We start from the raw sequence: 15,543 nt of genomic DNA, 5'->3' as shown, positions 1-15,543 counted from the left end.
GACTTCTCCTCGCCGCTGACCAGGAACCACACCGAGCGCGCGCGGCGCAAGGCGGGAAACGTCAGGCTGATGCGTTCCGGCGGTGGCTTGGGGGAGTCGGTGACGGCGACGACCTGCCGAGCGGTCTCGCGGGTTGCGGCGGTGTGCGGAAACAACGAGTTGACATGGCCCTCCCCGCCCATCCCGAGCAGATGGACGTCGAAATCCGGTGCCGGCTCGCCGTCACTGGCGCTGGCGGCCAGCACTCGTTCGTAGGCTGACGCCGCGGCGTCGATATCGTCGCCGAACTCACCGTCGCTGGCGGCCATCGGGTGCACGTTGGCAGCGGGGATGTCGATGTGGTTCAACAGTGCCTCGCGGGCCTGCTTTTCATTGCGCTCGTCGTCGTCCGCGGGCAGGAAGCGCTCATCGCCCCAGAACAACTGCACCTTCGACCAGTCGATCGCGCCGCCGTTGTCCCGAACGTGTTTGAGCAGGCCGATTCCCGTGCCGCCACCCGTCAGCGCGACCAAGGCTCGGCCCCTGTGGGCGATGGCGTCGGTGATGGCGCCGATGAGGCGGTCGCCGGCGGCGGCGACGAGCGCCGCCTTGTCCGAATACTTCTCGATGATGGTGCTCACACGTACTGCACCTTGTCGATGCCTCCGAGCGCCTCGAAGTAGATCTCGTCGGCGTCCAACCGCCGCAGGTCCTCGGCCAGACATTCCTTGGCGTCCCTGCGGGCCAACGGAATCCGCGCTTCCGGCCTGCTCGTTCGGCTCAGGGTTGCGGTGATACCCGTCTGCGGACGGCTCAACGTCACGGTCTCGCTTGGCCGGTGCAGTTCGACCTTCAGGTCGCCCACCGCCCGCTGTACCGGGCCCTCGATCCGGCTGGCCAACCAGCCCGCGAGGATGTCGAGCGCGGGTTCGGTCTTGAGGCCCGACACCAGCGCCGAGTCGATCGGCTCGAACGGCGCCTGGTCGAGTGCCGAGGCGAGCAGAGCGCGCCAGTAGGTGATGCGACTCCACGCCAAATCCGTGTCGCCCGCGGTGTAGCCCTGCAGCCTGCTCTTGATCGCGGCCAACGGGTCACTGCTGTTGGTCGCATCGGTGATCCGTCGAATCGCCAACTGACCGAGCGGATCCTGTGCCGGTACTGCGGGACCGCCCTCGGGCCACCACGCCACGACGGGCGTGTCCGGCAATAGGAACGGCAGCACCACGCTGTTGGCATGGTCGGCGAGCTCACCGGCGAGGCGCAACACCACGACCTCGCCTGCGCCCGCATCCGCGCCGACCCGAATCTCGGCATCGAGTCGCGGCTCTGCGGCTTTGCGGTCGCCCGGCAGCACCGCGATCACCCGGCAGGGATGCTCGCGGCTGGCGAAGTTCGCCGCCGCGACGGAGTCCTCGAGAATCTCCTCGGAGTCGGGAACGATGACCAGGGTCAGCACGCGGCCCATGGTGACCGCGCCACCCTCTTCCCGAAGGTTGATGATCTTCTTGTTGATTTCGTTGGTGGTGGCGCCAGGCAGATTGACGATCACGGCCGCCTCCATTCCCGGCCCATGCGACGGATCATTTCGAACGCCGACTTGGGCCCCCAGGTGCCGGCCTCATACGGTTCTGGCCTGCCGTGCTGGGCCCAATAGTCGAGGACGGGATCGAGTATCTCCCAGGAGTATTCGACTTCTCTGTTGACCGGAAACAGCGACGGCTCACCGAGCAGCATGTCGAGGATCAGCCGTTCGTATGCCTCGGGTGAGTCCTCGGCGAACGCCGCGCCGTAGGAGAAATCCATGTTGACGTCGCGGACCTCCATCTGGCTGCCGGGCACCTTCGACCCGAAGCGGGTGGTGATGCCCTCGTCCGGCTGTACCCGAATCACCAACGCGTTTTGACCCAGTTCCTCCGTCATCGTGCTGTCGAACGGCAGATGCGGGGCGCGCTTGAACACCAGCGCGATCTCGGTCACCCTGCGCCCCAACCGCTTTCCGGTTCGCAAGAAGAACGGCACACCGGCCCATCGCCTGGTGTCGATCTCCACGGTTATCGCCGCGAACGTCTCGGTCTTGGAGTCCTTGGAGAAGCCCTCCTCCTCGAGAAGGCCCGGCACCTTCTCGCTGCCCTGCCAGCCTGCGGTGTACTGCCCGCGGGCGGTGGTCTGGTCCAGCGGTTGCATCGGCCGCGCCGCCGAGAGCACCTTGATCTTCTCGGCCTGCAACTCGTGCGGGCTGAAGTTGACGGGCTCCTCCATCGCGGTGAGCGCCATCAGCTGGATCAGGTGGTTCTGGATCACGTCGCGGGCCGCGCCGACCCCGTCGTAGTAGCCACCGCGGCCGCCGAGGCCGATGTCCTCGGCCATGGTGATCTGGATGCTGTCGACGAAGTTGTTGTTCCAGATCGGTTCGTACAGTTCGTTGGCGAACCGCAACGCCAGGATGTTCTGTACGGTTTCCTTGCCCAGATAGTGGTCGATGCGGAACACCGACTCCTCGGGGAAGACACCGTTGACGGTGTTGTTCAACTCCTTCGCGCTCGCCAGGTCGTGGCCGAACGGTTTCTCGATCACCACCCGGCTCCAACGGCCCGGCTGCGGGCGCGCCAACCCGGAGTTCTGCAGTTGCTCGCAGACCATCTGAAACGCGTTCGGCGGGATGGACAGATAGAACGCGTGATTTCCCTCGGTACCCCGCTCGGCATCGAGCTTCTCCAGCGTCTCGGCCAGCCGTTGGAAAGCCTTCTCGTCGTCGAATGTGCCCTGTACGAAGCGGATACCTTCGGCCAGCCGGTCCCACACCTCCTGCCGATACGGCGTCCGGGCATGTTGCTGGACGGAGTCGCAGACGAGCTTGCTGAAATCCTCGTCGGCCCAATCCCTTCGGGCGAACCCGACCAGGCCGAAATTGGCGGGTAGCAATCCGCGATTGGCCAGGTCATAGATCGCGGGTATCAGCTTCTTGCGGGCCAGATCGCCCGTCACCCCGAAGATGACCACACTGCACGGGCCGGGGATCCGGGGCATGCGCTTGTCGCGCTTGTCCCGCAACGGATTACGCCAATCGGAGGGTGCCGCGGAGGTCTCGACGGACTTGCCCTCCGCGCTCATTTCTTGTCGTCGAGTTGAGTCTGGGTCTCGTCGAGCAGCTCCTGCCACGACTTCTCGAACTTCTCGACGCCCTCGTTCTCCAGGGTGAGGAAGACATCCCGCATGTCGATGCCGACGGCCTCGAGCTTGTCGAAGACTTCCTGCGCGGCACCGGCGGTACCGGTGACCGTGTCACCCCTGATGACACCGTGGTCGGCGACCGCGTCGAGCGTCTTCTCCGGCATCGTGTTCACAGTGTTGGGCGCGACCAGTTCGGTGACATAGAGCGTGTCGGAGTACTCAGGGTTCTTCACGCCGGTGGACGCCCACAACGGCCGCTGCACCCGCGCTCCGTCACCCTTGAGCGCCTCGAAACGGTCACCGCCGACGAACACCTCTTGGTAGGCGGCGTATGCCAGCCGCGCATTGGCGACGCCGGCCTGCCCCCGCAGTGCAAGCGCGTCGTCGCTGCCGATCTTCTCCAGTCGCTTGTCGATCTCGGTGTCCACGCGGGAGACGAAGAAGGAAGCGACCGAGTGGATCTTGGACAGGTCGTAGCCGCCCTGCTTGGCGGCTTCCAGGCCGGCCAGGTAGGCGTCCATCACCTCGCGGTGCCGTTCCACGGAGAAGATCAGTGTCACGTTCACCGAGATACCCTCGGCGAGAACGGAGGTGATGGCGGAAAGGCCCTCCATCATGGCCGGGATCTTGATGAACAGGTTCGGCCGGTCGACGATCTTCCACAGTTCGATGGCCTGCTGGACCGTCTTATCGGTGTCATGCGCCAGCCGCGGATCGACCTCGATCGACACTCGGCCGTCGACCCCGTCGGAGGCCTCCCACTGCGGCCGCAGCACATCGCAGGCGTCGCGGACGTCGTCTGTGGTGATCGTGCGGATGGTGGCGTCGACGTCGGCCCCGCGTTCGGCCAGCTCCTTGATCTGATCGTCGTAGGCGTTGCCCTTCGACAGTGCTGCCTGGAAAATGCTCGGGTTGGTGGTGACGCCCACAACGCACTTCGTGTCGATGAGCTCCTGCAGGTTGCCGGTGCGCAACCGGTCGCGGGAAAGGTCGTCTAGCCATACGGAGACGCCCGCGGCGGACAGCGCGGCGAGGTTCGGATTCTGAGCCATGCTTGGTCCTTCTCTCTAATCAGTTGTCCAGTGATCGTTCCGCGGCCGCCACAACGGCTTCCGGGGTGAACCCGAACTCGCGGAACAGCGTCTTGTCGTCGGCGGATTCGCCGAAGTGCTCGATCGAGACGATCTCGCCGGTGTCGCCGACGAGCTTGTACCAGCTCTGCGCGACGGCGGCCTCCACCGCCACTCGGGCCGACACCGCAGGCGGCAGCACCTTGTCGCGATATTCGGCCGGCTGCGATTCGAACCACTCGACGCACGGCATGGACACAACGGTGGCCGTGATGTCCTTCTCCGCCAACAACTTCTGCGCCTCGACAGCGAGTTGCAGCTCTGATCCGGTGCCGATCAGCACGACATCGGGCAGTTCATCGGGGATGCCGCCGAGCACGTAGCCGCCCTTGGCGACACCCTCGCTGTCGGTGCCCTCGAGCACCGGAATGCCCTGGCGAGTGAGGACGAACCCGACCGGGCCGCTGCCGTTGCCGCGTGCCAGGATGCTGCGCCACGCATAGGCGGTCTCGTTCGGGTCGCCGGGGCGTACCACCGACAGGTTGGGAATCGCCCGGAGCGCCGCGAGGTGCTCGATGGGCTGGTGGGTCGGACCGTCCTCGCCGAGGCCGATCGAGTCGTGGGTCCAGATGTAGATGGTGTCGATGTCCATCAACGACGCCAGCCGCACCGCGGGCCGCATGTAGTCGGAGAACTGCAGGAAGGTGCCGCCGAACGCGCGGGTCGGCCCGTGCAACACGATGCCGGACAGGATCGACCCCATGGCGTGCTCGCGGATGCCGAAGTGCAGCACGCGTCCGTACCAGTCGGCGGAGAAGTCCTCGGTCGAAATGGACGGCGGGCCGAACGACTTCACGTCCTTGATGGTGGTGTTGTTGCTGCCGGCCAAATCGGCTGAGCCACCCCACAGTTCGGGCAGCTTCGGTGCGACGTCGTTGAGAACCTGGCCGAAGGCGGCCCGGGTGGCCAGGGCCTTGGAGCCGGGTTCCCAGTGCGTGATGTCGGCGTCCCACCCGTCGGGCAGGTCCTGTGCCAACAGCCGGTCGAGCAGCTTCTTGCGCTCGGGTTCCCGCTCGGCCCACGCGTCGAACTGCGGCTGCCACTTCTCGTGGGCCTCCTTGCCGCGGGCGACCAGCTTGCGGGTGTGCTCGATGACCTCGTCGCGCACCTCGAACGTCTTGTCCGGATCGAAGCCGAGGATGCGCTTGGTGGCGGCCACCTCCTCGTCGCCGAGCGCCGAGCCGTGCGCAGCGCCGGTGTTCATCTTGGTGGGGGCCGGATAACCGATGATCGTCCGAACGGAGATGAACGACGCCTTGTCGGTGACCTTTTTCGCCTCGGCGATGGCCGCCTCGATGCCGACGACGTTCTCACCGCCCTCGACCTCCTGGACGTGCCATCCGTAGGCGCGGTAGCGGGCAGGCACATCCTCGGACAGCGCGATGTTGGTGTCGTGCTCGATCGAAATCTGGTTGTGGTCGTAGAACACGATCAGATTGCCGAGCTGCTGGGTGCCCGCCAGCGACGACGCCTCGCTGGTGACCCCCTCCTCCATGTCGCCGTCGGAGACGATCACATAGATGTAGTGGTCGAACGGGCTCTCGCCGGGTGCGGCGTCGGGGTCGAACAGGCCGCGCTCGTAGCGCGACGCCATCGCCATTCCGACCGCGGAGGCCAGACCCTGGCCCAACGGGCCGGTGGTGATCTCCACGCCCTTGGTGTGCCGGAACTCGGGATGGCCGGGTGTCTTGCTCTTCCACGTCCGGAGCGACTCGATGTCAGACAGTTCGAGACCGAAGCCGCCCAGGTACAGCTGGATGTACAGGGTCAGGCTGGAGTGCCCGGCCGATAGCACGAACCGGTCACGTCCCAGCCAGTGCACGTCGCTGGGATCGTGGCGCATCTGGCGCTGAAACAGTGAGTAGGCCAGGGGAGCGAGGCTCATCGCCGTTCCGGGGTGACCGTTGCCGACCTTCTGCACCGCATCCGCCGCCAGTACGCGGACGGTATCGACGGCTTCCGAGTCCAGGTCGGTCCAGTCGTCCGGATGGTTGGGGCGGGTAAGGGCGGAAATCTCTTCGACAGTTGTCACCAGTTGACTCCTCCAGATCGGCAGGCCTGAACTACCTCATACCCTAGTGCGGCGCGGGGAATCGTTGCAGGCTGCGTCGAGCATCATTAGCTGTTCATTTACCCAATCGACCCAGCTGGGTTCCGAGGCACCCTCCGGTCTACCATCGGCTGTAGTAGACGAGGCGCGCTGCGCGCCCTTTGAGGAGTTTTCTACCGTGAGCATCCGCGACGGCCACCTGCTTGACGGGGCGCCGGAGCATACGTCGTCGGCCGCGCGGCTCCGGCGCAGAATCCGCGTGATGCTTCTGGGGTACTTGTCGCTGACCAAGCCCCGGGTGATCGAGCTTCTGCTGGTCACAACCATTCCCGCGATGTTGTTGGCCGACCGCGGAGCCGTCAATCCGCTGCTGATACTGAACACCCTGGTGGGTGGCCTGCTGGCCGCGGCGGGCGCAAACACGTTGAACTGCGTTGCCGACGCCGACATCGACAAGAAGATGAAGCGGACCGAGCGGCGACCGCTGGCGCGGGACAGCGTTGCGCGCAGCCACGCGCTGATCTTCGGGCTGGCGCTGTCCATCGCGTCGTTCTTCTGGCTCTGGTGGACGACGAACATGCTGTCTGCACATCTTGCGGGCGCGACGATCGCGTTCTACGTCCTCGTCTACACGCTGCTGCTCAAGCGGCGGACGTCCCAGAACGTCGTGTGGGGCGGGGCGGCAGGCTGCATGCCCGTGATGATCGGCTGGTCGGCGGTGACGGGCACGATCGGCTGGCCCGCCCTGGTGATGTTCGCGGTCATCTTCTTCTGGACGCCGCCGCACACCTGGGCACTGGCCATGCGATACAAAGAGGACTACCGGGCAGCAGGCGTGCCGATGCTCCCCGCGGTGGCGACCGAGCGACAGGTCACCAAGCAGATCCTCGTCTACACGTGGCTGACCGTCGTGGCTACGCTGACGCTGGCGCTGGCGACCGGCTGGCTGTATGCGTCGGTGGCGCTGGTCGCCGGTGGCTGGTTCCTGGCGATGGCCCACCAGCTGTATGCCGGGGTGCGCCGCGGCGAGCCGGTCAAGCCGCTTCGACTGTTCCTGCAGTCCAACAATTATCTGGCCGTCGTGTTCTGCGCGCTCGCCGTCGACTCGGCGCTGGACCTGCCGACGCTGCTCGGCCGCTAGTTCACGGTTTTCGTCAGTAGGGGCCGGACGCCGCAGTACCGTCCGGGCTGTGCCCGCCTTCGTCCGGCTCGCCGTCCTCACCGCAGCCGTCGTTCTTGCCGGCTGCGGATCGTCGGTGCCATCCGCAACCGAGGAGTCAGGCGACGTGATGAAGGAACCGCCGCGCACCACGCCCGACGGTCTGGTCATGGTCAGCCCCGACAACTTCGTCCGAGCCGAGACCGACCTCTACTTCGGCAACATCGTCAAGGACGGCGGCTTCGGAAAGCTGAAACACAATCGCGAACTCAGCCCGTTGGACAACTAGCTGGTGGTACGGCCGAACAGGGACACCCTTTACTCCGCGGCCGTGTTCGATCTCGACGCCGGGCCGGTGACCGTGACACAGCCCGATGCCGGCACGAGGTTCATGTCGATGCAGGTGATCGATCAGGACGAGTACACCCACGACGTCATCTACAGCAAGGGTCTGCACACCTTCACCCGCGACCAGGTCGGGACGCGCTACGTCGCCCTCGCGGTGCGCATCCTGGTCGACCCCGGTGACCCCGCCGACATCGCCGACGTCCACGCCCTGCAGGACGCGTTCGTCGTCAAGAAGGACAAGACCGGCAGCTTCGAGGTGCCGAAGTGGGATCCGTTGAGCCAGAGGGCGGTTCGCGACGCGCTCATCGCGCTGTCGAACTCCCTGCCCGACACCCGGGGCACGTTCGGCACCAAGGCAGACACCGACCCGGTACGGCACCTGATCGGGGCGGCCAACGCCTGGGGCGGCAACCCGGAGAGGGATGCCCTCTATCTCACCGTCGTGCCGCCGCGCAATGACGGCACCACGGTGCACCGGTTGACCGTCGGCGCGGTATCTGTCGACGGATTCTGGTCGGTCACCGTCTACAACAAGGACGGCTACTTCTCACCCAACCCGCAAAACGCCTACTCGTTCAACAACGTCACCGCGAAGAATGAGGCCGACGAGAACACCACGATCCAGTTCGGCGGGTGCGACGACGACAAGGCGCCCAACTGCCTGCCGATCACAGCGGGCTGGAACTACAAGGTCCGGCTGTACTGGCCGCAGCAGCAGATTCTCGACGGGTCATGGACCTTCCCGCAGGCCCAGGCTCTCTAGGGCACCAGCACGATGGAGCCGACGGTCTTGCGCCCCTGCAGGTCGCGGTGCGCACGCTCGGCTTCCTCGAGGCGGTAGCGTTCACTGACCGTCACACTGATGGTGCCCGACGCGATTGCATCGAGCAATTCGCCTGCCCGCCAAGAGAATTCATCGGCGGTGCGGGTGTAGTGAGCCAGTGTCGGCCGGGTCAGGAACACTGAGCCTGCTGCGTTGAGTCGCTGCGGGTCGAACGCAGGGACGGGCCCACTGGACGCACCGAACAGGGCCAGCGTTCCTCTGATGGCCAGGCTGGCGAGGCTGGCGTCGAAGGTGGCGGCGCCGACGCCGTCGTAGACCGCCGCGACCCCGCCGTCGGTCAGCTCCTTGATCTTGGCGCCGAACTCCTCGGGGTCCTCTGGATAGTCGAGCACCTCGGCGGCGCCCGCCTGGCGACTCAACTCGGCCTTCTCCGGCGTCGACACGGTGCTGATCACCCGGACCGCCTGGCTGGTGGCCCACTGGGTGAGGATGAGGCCGACCCCGCCCGCGCCGGCGTGCACGAGGACGCTGTCGCCCTGCTGCACCGGGTAGACCGATTTGAGCAGGTAGTGCGCCGTCATACCCTTGAGCAGCGATGCCGCCGCCACGTCCGGGCTCACTCCGTCGGGCACATAGGCGCAGAAATCGGCTGGGGCAGTGGTGTATTCGGCATAGGAGCCGTTGGCCTGCGCGGTGACCACGCGATCACCCACTCCGAGTGCGGCCACGTCGTCACCGACCGCCTCGACCGTTCCACACACCTCGAGTCCGAGGATGAAGGGAAGTTCACGCTTGTAGAGACCCGACCGGAAATAGGTGTCGATGAAGTTGACGCCGATGGCCTCGGCCTTGATCAGCACCTCGCCGGGCCCGGGGGAGGGGGTGGGCTTCTCGACGTAGTTCAGAACTTCGGGTCCGCCTGTTTCGGCGACTTCAATGGCTCGCATGGTGTCTATCATCCCTACGACATGAAACTTGCTCGCCCCGACATCCGTCATCCCCGGATCGTGTTCGCCGGCTGCGCCGCTCTGCCGGAGGGCGACGGCGACGACGCGGAACTCGTCGCCGCTTTGCGACGGCGCGGCCTGCAGGCCCGCTGGCTGTCCTGGGACGACCCCGAAACGCTGCGCGCGGACCTCGTCATCCTCCGCGCAACCTGGGATTACATCGACCGGCTCGACGAGTTCCTGGACTGGAGCACGCGCGTCGCCAACCTGCTGAACCCACCGGCCGTCGTGGCGTGGAACACCGACAAGCGCTATCTCGCCGACCTGGCCGATGCCGGTGTTCCGACGGTTCCCAGCGAGTTCTTCGCGCCGGGTGACCGGGTGCGGCTGCCGAAAGGCGAAGTGGTGGTCAAACCTGCCGTCGGCGCAGGATCCGCCGGGGCCCAACGGTTCACCGATGCTCGGTCGGCCCGCGAGCACGCCGCCGCGCTGCACGACACGGGAAGCACGGTGCTGGTTCAGCCCTACGACCCCAGGGTGGAAGGCGGCGAGACGGCGATGGTCTTCGTCGGCGGAGAGCAGTCACATGCCTTCACCAAGGGTCCGATGCTGCCGCCTGCCGGTCAGCGTCCGGTATTCGACCCGTCCGGCACGTACGCGCAGGAGTCGCTGACCTCTGCCGATCCCGACTTCGAACTGTGGGACCTCGGCCATGCCGCGCTGGACGCGGCTGCCGCCCGTCTGAAGATGAGCGCCACAGATCTGCTCTACGCCCGCGTCGACGTCATCGGCGGTCCGGACAATCCGCTGCTGCTGGAACTGGAGTTGGTCGAGCCGTCGCTGGGCTGGCGTCAGCTGGACCGAACGGTGCGCGACCTCCGACAACGCTCGTTCGCGATCGGCGTCGAGTCAGCTCTGGACCGGCTCGGGCTCGGCCCGTTCTCGCATCGACGCCCATAGCGCCGAGGTCGCCGCGGTACAAGCGGCCGCCCCCGCCACATGGATGGCCACCAGCGCGGCAGGTACACCGGTGTAGAACTGCACCGCTCCGACGAGTCCCTGTGCCAGCACGAAGACCAGCAGCACACCCAGCCTCACCAGCACGGGCCTGGGCGCTCGCACTGCCGTCAGGGCGAACCCGAGCGCGACCAACAGCGAGAGATAGGCCACCAGCAGCGAGGTGTGCACGTGGACCAGCGTGGTGATCTGCACCTCGAGCCGAGGCACGACACGCACGGTGCTCTTGTCGCCGGCGTGCGGACCCGCCGCGGTCACCAAGGTGCCGGAGATCAGTTGTGCCGCCAGCACTAAGGCGATCAGAATCGTCAACCGCCGCAACGACTTCGGTACGCGCGCAGTCGGCACTCCATCGTCGGGCTCGCCGACCTTGACGTACAGCAGCACGGCCACCCACACCATGGCCATCGAGACCAACAGGTGAATCGCCACTGTCCACCACAGCAGGCCGGTCCGCACCGTGATGCCGCCGATGACCGCCTGCATCACCGTCGACGCGGGCATCAGCCAGGCATAGACGAGAACCTCGCGGCGACGATGGGCACGGGTGACCGCCAGCACCGCAAGGACCGCGGTCAGCACGACGAGGAAGGTGAGCATCCGGTTGCCGAACTCGACGGCCTGATGGATGCCGGGCACTTCGGCATGCGGCACGGGAGTGAAACTGCCGGGGAAGCACTGCGGCCATGTGGGGCAGCCCAGGCCCGATGCGGTGACCCGAACGACGGCGCCCGTGACGGCGATTCCGCCCTGCGTCAGGACGACGGCGGCGGCGATCAGGCGCTGCACGCGCAGGCTCGGCGCCGGCAGCACGTCCACCAAGCGCATCAGGAATCGTCCGACGGCCACGGCCCGATCGTAGAGGATCGCAACTACAGCTCGTAGTAGCGAGCGTCAGGTGAAGCGGAACCAGCGCAGCGCACACAACGCTGACACCGCGCCCCAGACCGCGAGCACGGCGATGCCGAACCAGTCGACCGACAACGACATCGCCTGTGTCAGCGCCTCGGTCAGCGCACCCGAGGGCGTGAGCCGCGCCGCCCACTGCACTGCCCGGGGAACGACCTGGCCTTCGAGGGTGAGTGCGCCCAGCCCGGCGAACACGAACCACAGCAGGTTGGCGACGGCCAGCACGATCTCGGCGCGCAGCGTACCGCCGAGCAACAGGCCCATCGCCGTGAAGCCTGCGGTGCCGAGCGCAATGATGGCGGCTCCGAGCATCAGCCCAACGACGTGCGGCCGCCAGCCCAGCGCAATGCCGATGCCGCCCAACACGATCGACTGCAGGAAAACTACGGTGACGACGGCCAGCGACTTGCCCGCGATGATGCCCCAGACCGGCAATGCCGTCGCGCCGATCCGCTTGAGGGCGCCGTAGCGGCGGTCGAACGCCACGGCGATCGCCTGGCCGGTGAACGCCGTCGAGATCACCGCCAGCGACATGATTGCGGGAACGAATGTGGCGGCCCGGTTTGGCCCGAAGGAGCCGAACGGCAACAGCGTCAACCCGATCAACAACGTGATCGGGATGAAGAGTGTGAGCAGCAGCTGTTCGCCGTTTCGCAACAACAGCTTCAGCTCGAGCGCGAATTGCGCGGCAAGCATCGTCGGCACCGTCGCCGAACGCGGATCGGGCGTGAACGTTCCAGGCGCGAAGCGATTGGTCATGACCGCAACTCCCGCCCGGTCAGGTCGAGGAACACATCTTCAAGACTGCGCTGCTCCACCCGCATGTCCGTGGCCAGCACATTGAGCCGGGCACACCATGCCGTCACCGTCGCGAGCACCTGTGGGTCGATGTGACCTTCCACCAGGTATTCACCGGGGGAGGCTTCGGTGGCCCGATAGCTTTCGGGCAGTGCCGAGACCAGCAGCGTCAGGTCGAGCATTCGCGGGGCCTTGAACCTCAATTGGTTCTCCGCGCCGCTGCGCATCAGTTCGGCGGGTGTACCGCTGGCCACCGCGACCCCGTGGTCGATGATCACCAGCCGGTCTGCCAGCTCCTCCGCTTCGGTCAGCTGATGGGTGGTAAGCACGACCGTCACACCGTCGCTGCGCAGCGCATCGATCAACTCCCACACCACTATTCGAGCATGTGCGTCCATGCCCGCGGTCGGCTCGTCGAGGAATACCAGTTCCGGGCGGCCGACCACCGCGCACGCCAATGCAAGGCGCTGCTGCTGGCCGCCGGACAGCCTGCGATACGTCGTCTTCGCCGCCTCGGTCAGGCCCAGCGTCTCCATCAGCCACTGCGGGTCCAACGGGTTGGCACTATAGGCCGCAACAAGATTGAGCATCTCGCCTGCCTGGGCCGCCGGATACGCGCCGCCGCCCTGCAGCATGACCCCGATGCGCTCACGCACCCGCGCATTGTCGGTGATCGGGTTCAGGCCGAGGATCTCGATCGTCCCCGCGTCCGGCTTGATGAAGCCCTCACACATCTCCACCGTGGTCGTCTTGCCCGCGCCGTTGGGCCCGAGCAGCGCCAGCACCTCTGCGGATTGCACGTCGAGGTCGAGGCCGGAGACCGCCGTCGTCGACCCGAACCGTTTGCACACCCCGCGCAGACGCACCGGAACTGCCGACGAGCGCTCGACTAATGGGCCGCCGGAGGTCACGGAGATTCAGCGTAGGCGTCCGCCTTCGCCGCCTGTGGCCGCGGTAGCGAGGCTGCGGCGGCGACCGGCTCCGGCAGTGGAACGACGTCGATCTCCGGGCCGGGGTCCGGCAGCTTCCGCCAGGGCAGCCGGTAGTACGTGATCGCGATGAGCAGCGCGACGATCACGGTGCTGGCCGCGGTCGCAAGCAGAATTTGGAACACCGTGAATCGGTCACCGTTGGCCGTCGGGCCGAAAATGCCCACCACGAGGGTGACGACGATCGCCGTGGTGCGGAACGAACGCCTGGTCGCCCATGCCGAAAGGGGGATCACCGCCCACAGCACGTACCAAGGCTGGACAACAGGGAAGAGCAGCACCGTCATGCCGAGCGCAACGCCGAGGCCACCGACCGGGTGCAGGCGACCGCGAAGCACCGCCAACAGCAGCCACGTCACCAGGATGGCAATGATGACCACCCCGATGCCGCGGGTCAGCCCGAGTACCGCAGTGGTGTGATCGCCCAGCCCGAGCAGGATGCCGACCTGTCCGGTGCCCAGCGCCAACAAGGTCGGCAACGACATCCAACTGCGCACCACGTTCGCCGTGCCCAGGGTGAACAGCCAGCCGAAGCCGAGCCCGCTGGCCCAGCCGATCACCGCCATCACCGCGAACGACACTGCGGCCAGCGAACCGCCTGCGATCAAAAACGCCTTGAAGGTGCCGCCCCACCGGCAGGCCAATGCCATCGCGATGAAGCCGACAGCCAGCAGCCCAGGCAGCTTGACCTGTGAGGACACGGTGATCAGCACGACACCAAACACCAGCATCGCCATCGGTCGCCAGCGAATCCAGTCGTCACGAGACTGCGGCCACGCCAAGGGGTTCGGCAGCAACGGCCTGTCGGCGTACACGCCGCGCAGGGCGAACTCCGTGCCCGCGAGCATGAGACCGAGCATCAGCGCCTCGTTGTGGATGCCCGCCACCAGATGCATGATCAGCAGCGGATTAGCCGCCCCCAGCCACAGCGCGCTGACCTCGGCGACGCCGCACCGGCGGGCGAGGCGCGGCACCGCCCACACGATGAGGGCGACACCGAGCAGCACCATCAACCGGTGGCACAGCACCGCGAAGACGATGTTGTCGCCCGTCAACGCTGAGATGCCCTTGCCGATCCACAAGAACAGCGGACCGTAGGGCGCAGGTGTCTCGCGCCACATGGTCGGCACCGACAGCGTGAAGACATGGTCGAGTCCGAGCCCGGTGGCAGGCCCGACCTTGTAGGGATCGAGGCCGTTGATCGCGATCTCGCTCTGTGCCAGATACGAGTAGACGTCGCGGCTGTACATCGGCGGCGCGATGAGCAGCGGCAGCACCCACAGCAGCAGCGTGCGGTCCAGTTGGCTGCGGCTCATCCGTCGCTCGCCGAGCGCGAAGCGGCCGAGCATCAGCCAGGCCAGCGTCATCATCACCGCGCCGGTCGTCGTCATGGTCAGCGACACGGTCTGGATGCGTGACGGAAGGTTGAGAAGCCGGACACCGAACGTCGGATCCTGCACGACGGGCCGCGCGCCAACGCCGAGCGCCCCGATGGCCATCAACACCGTGCCGGTGGCCCCGAACAGCCGGGTCCGCCGGACCGCGATCAGCTCGGCGTCGTTGAGCGGCGAGCCGACGGTCCGTTCATCCCCGTGCCAGCCGGCAATGGAGGTGGACAGGGACCATAGGCGCGCAGCCATCACTGCAGCGTAGCGGTCAGAGCGCGACGATCACCTTGCCGGTGTTGCCGCCGCTGAACAACAGGTTCAGCGCGTCAGGCGCCTTCTCCAGACCCTCGACCACGTGCTCAGAAGACTTGATCTTGCCCTGGGCGATCCAGCCGGCCACTTCCAACTGCGCGGCGGGGAAGCGGTTGAGGTAGTCGATGATGATGAAGCCCTCCATGCGTCCACGGCGCACCAACAGGCTGAGGTAGTTGCTCGGTCCCGGCGGCGGCCCGTCGCTGTTGTAGGTGGAGATCGCGCCACACAGCACGACGCGACCCCGTATCGCGAGGTTCGCGAGGCAGTCGTTGAGGATCGGGCCGCCGACATTGTCGAAGTACAGGTCGATGCCGTCCGGGCATGCTTCGCGAAGTCGCTTCGCGACGTTCTCGTTCTTGTAGTCGATCGCCTCGTCGAAGCCGAGTTCATCGACGATGTATGCGCATTTCTCGGCGCCGCCCGCGATGCCGACGACCTTCTTCGCGCCCTTGATCGTCGCTATCTGGCCCGCGGCAGATCCGGTGGCGCCCGCTGCGCCAGAAACGACGACCACATCGCCGCTTTTGATCTGTCCGACATCGATCAAGCCGAAATAGGC

13 protein-coding genes and 1 pseudogene are annotated in these 15,543 nt (G+C 66.4%); 3 read left to right on the top strand and 11 right to left on the bottom strand.

What is annotated here, in order from left to right; translation table 11 throughout:
* From pgl to tkt, 5 genes are all read right to left on the bottom strand, one after another.
* A partial coding sequence (pgl, locus tag QOC76_RS27630; protein WP_526362516.1) for a 6-phosphogluconolactonase occupies positions 1 to 620 on the bottom strand: 620 nt, incomplete at its 3' end.
* Complete coding sequence (gene opcA / locus QOC76_RS27625; RefSeq protein ID WP_526362514.1) at positions 617 to 1,528, bottom strand: glucose-6-phosphate dehydrogenase assembly protein OpcA; 912 nt, start codon at positions 1,526 to 1,528, stop codon at positions 617 to 619. The genes pgl and opcA, both read right to left, overlap by 4 nt.
* Entirely contained in the window at positions 1,525 to 3,090 is a 1,566-nt protein-coding gene (gene zwf / locus QOC76_RS27620) for a glucose-6-phosphate dehydrogenase (protein ID WP_526362512.1), read from the bottom strand. The genes opcA and zwf overlap by 4 nt, the downstream gene beginning before the upstream one ends.
* A complete protein-coding gene (gene tal, locus QOC76_RS27615) occupies positions 3,087 to 4,202 on the bottom strand; it encodes a transaldolase (protein ID WP_526362510.1) in 1,116 nt (371 codons plus the stop codon). The genes zwf and tal overlap by 4 nt, the downstream gene beginning before the upstream one ends.
* 19 nt (positions 4,203 to 4,221) lie before the next feature.
* A complete protein-coding gene (gene tkt, locus QOC76_RS27610; protein WP_526362508.1) occupies positions 4,222 to 6,312 on the bottom strand; it encodes a transketolase in 2,091 nt (696 codons plus the stop codon).
* Positions 6,313 to 6,508: 196 nt separating this feature from the next.
* Here tkt and QOC76_RS27605 point away from each other — a divergent pair, with 196 nt between their 5' ends.
* Positions 6,509 to 7,471, top strand: coding sequence for a heme o synthase (locus tag QOC76_RS27605; RefSeq protein WP_526362506.1), 963 nt, complete (start codon positions 6,509 to 6,511; stop codon positions 7,469 to 7,471).
* Between the two features lie 187 nt (positions 7,472 to 7,658).
* A pseudogene (locus tag QOC76_RS27600) lies at positions 7,659 to 8,600 on the top strand (DUF1254 domain-containing protein).
* On the opposite strand, the gene QOC76_RS27595 reads toward QOC76_RS27600, so the two are convergent.
* The gene (locus QOC76_RS27595; protein WP_526362504.1) at positions 8,597 to 9,568 is read right to left on the bottom strand and encodes a quinone oxidoreductase family protein; all 972 of its coding nucleotides are present in this window, start codon (positions 9,566 to 9,568) and stop codon (positions 8,597 to 8,599) included. The pseudogene QOC76_RS27600 and the gene QOC76_RS27595 sit on opposite strands and share 4 nt — an antisense overlap.
* A gap of 21 nt (positions 9,569 to 9,589) precedes the next feature.
* Here QOC76_RS27595 and QOC76_RS27590 point away from each other — a divergent pair, with 21 nt between their 5' ends.
* Positions 9,590 to 10,528, top strand: a complete 939-nt coding sequence (locus QOC76_RS27590) for an ATP-grasp domain-containing protein (protein ID WP_526362502.1) — start codon at positions 9,590 to 9,592, stop codon at positions 10,526 to 10,528.
* Here QOC76_RS27590 and QOC76_RS27585 read toward each other — a convergent pair.
* The 5 genes from QOC76_RS27585 to QOC76_RS27565 all read right to left on the bottom strand — a co-directional run.
* Positions 10,478 to 11,452 carry a COX15/CtaA family protein gene (locus tag QOC76_RS27585; protein WP_526362518.1) on the bottom strand — a complete coding sequence of 325 codons (975 nt, stop codon included), beginning with the start codon at positions 11,450 to 11,452 and terminating at the stop codon, positions 10,478 to 10,480. The two genes, QOC76_RS27590 and QOC76_RS27585, sit on opposite strands and share 51 nt — an antisense overlap.
* Before the next feature lie 27 nt (positions 11,453 to 11,479).
* Positions 11,480 to 12,253: an ABC transporter permease gene (locus tag QOC76_RS27580; RefSeq protein ID WP_526362500.1), complete on the bottom strand. Its 774-nt coding sequence runs from the start codon at positions 12,251 to 12,253 to the stop codon at positions 11,480 to 11,482.
* Positions 12,250 to 13,203, bottom strand: coding sequence for an ABC transporter ATP-binding protein (locus tag QOC76_RS27575; RefSeq protein ID WP_526362498.1), 954 nt, complete (start codon positions 13,201 to 13,203; stop codon positions 12,250 to 12,252). Before QOC76_RS27575 ends, QOC76_RS27580 begins: the two co-directional genes overlap by 4 nt.
* Positions 13,200 to 14,921: a polyprenol phosphomannose-dependent alpha 1,6 mannosyltransferase MptB gene (gene mptB / locus QOC76_RS27570; RefSeq protein WP_526362496.1), complete on the bottom strand. Its 1,722-nt coding sequence runs from the start codon at positions 14,919 to 14,921 to the stop codon at positions 13,200 to 13,202. Before mptB ends, QOC76_RS27575 begins: the two co-directional genes overlap by 4 nt.
* A 16-nt stretch (positions 14,922 to 14,937) precedes the next feature.
* A partial coding sequence (locus tag QOC76_RS27565) for a zinc-binding dehydrogenase (protein WP_526362494.1) occupies positions 14,938 to 15,543 on the bottom strand: 606 nt, incomplete at its 5' end.

The organism is Mycobacterium sp. (assembly GCF_032159565.1).
Lineage (GTDB): Bacteria > Actinomycetota > Actinomycetes > Mycobacteriales > Mycobacteriaceae > Mycobacterium.
This window is presented reverse-complemented; position numbering and strand designations above follow the sequence as displayed.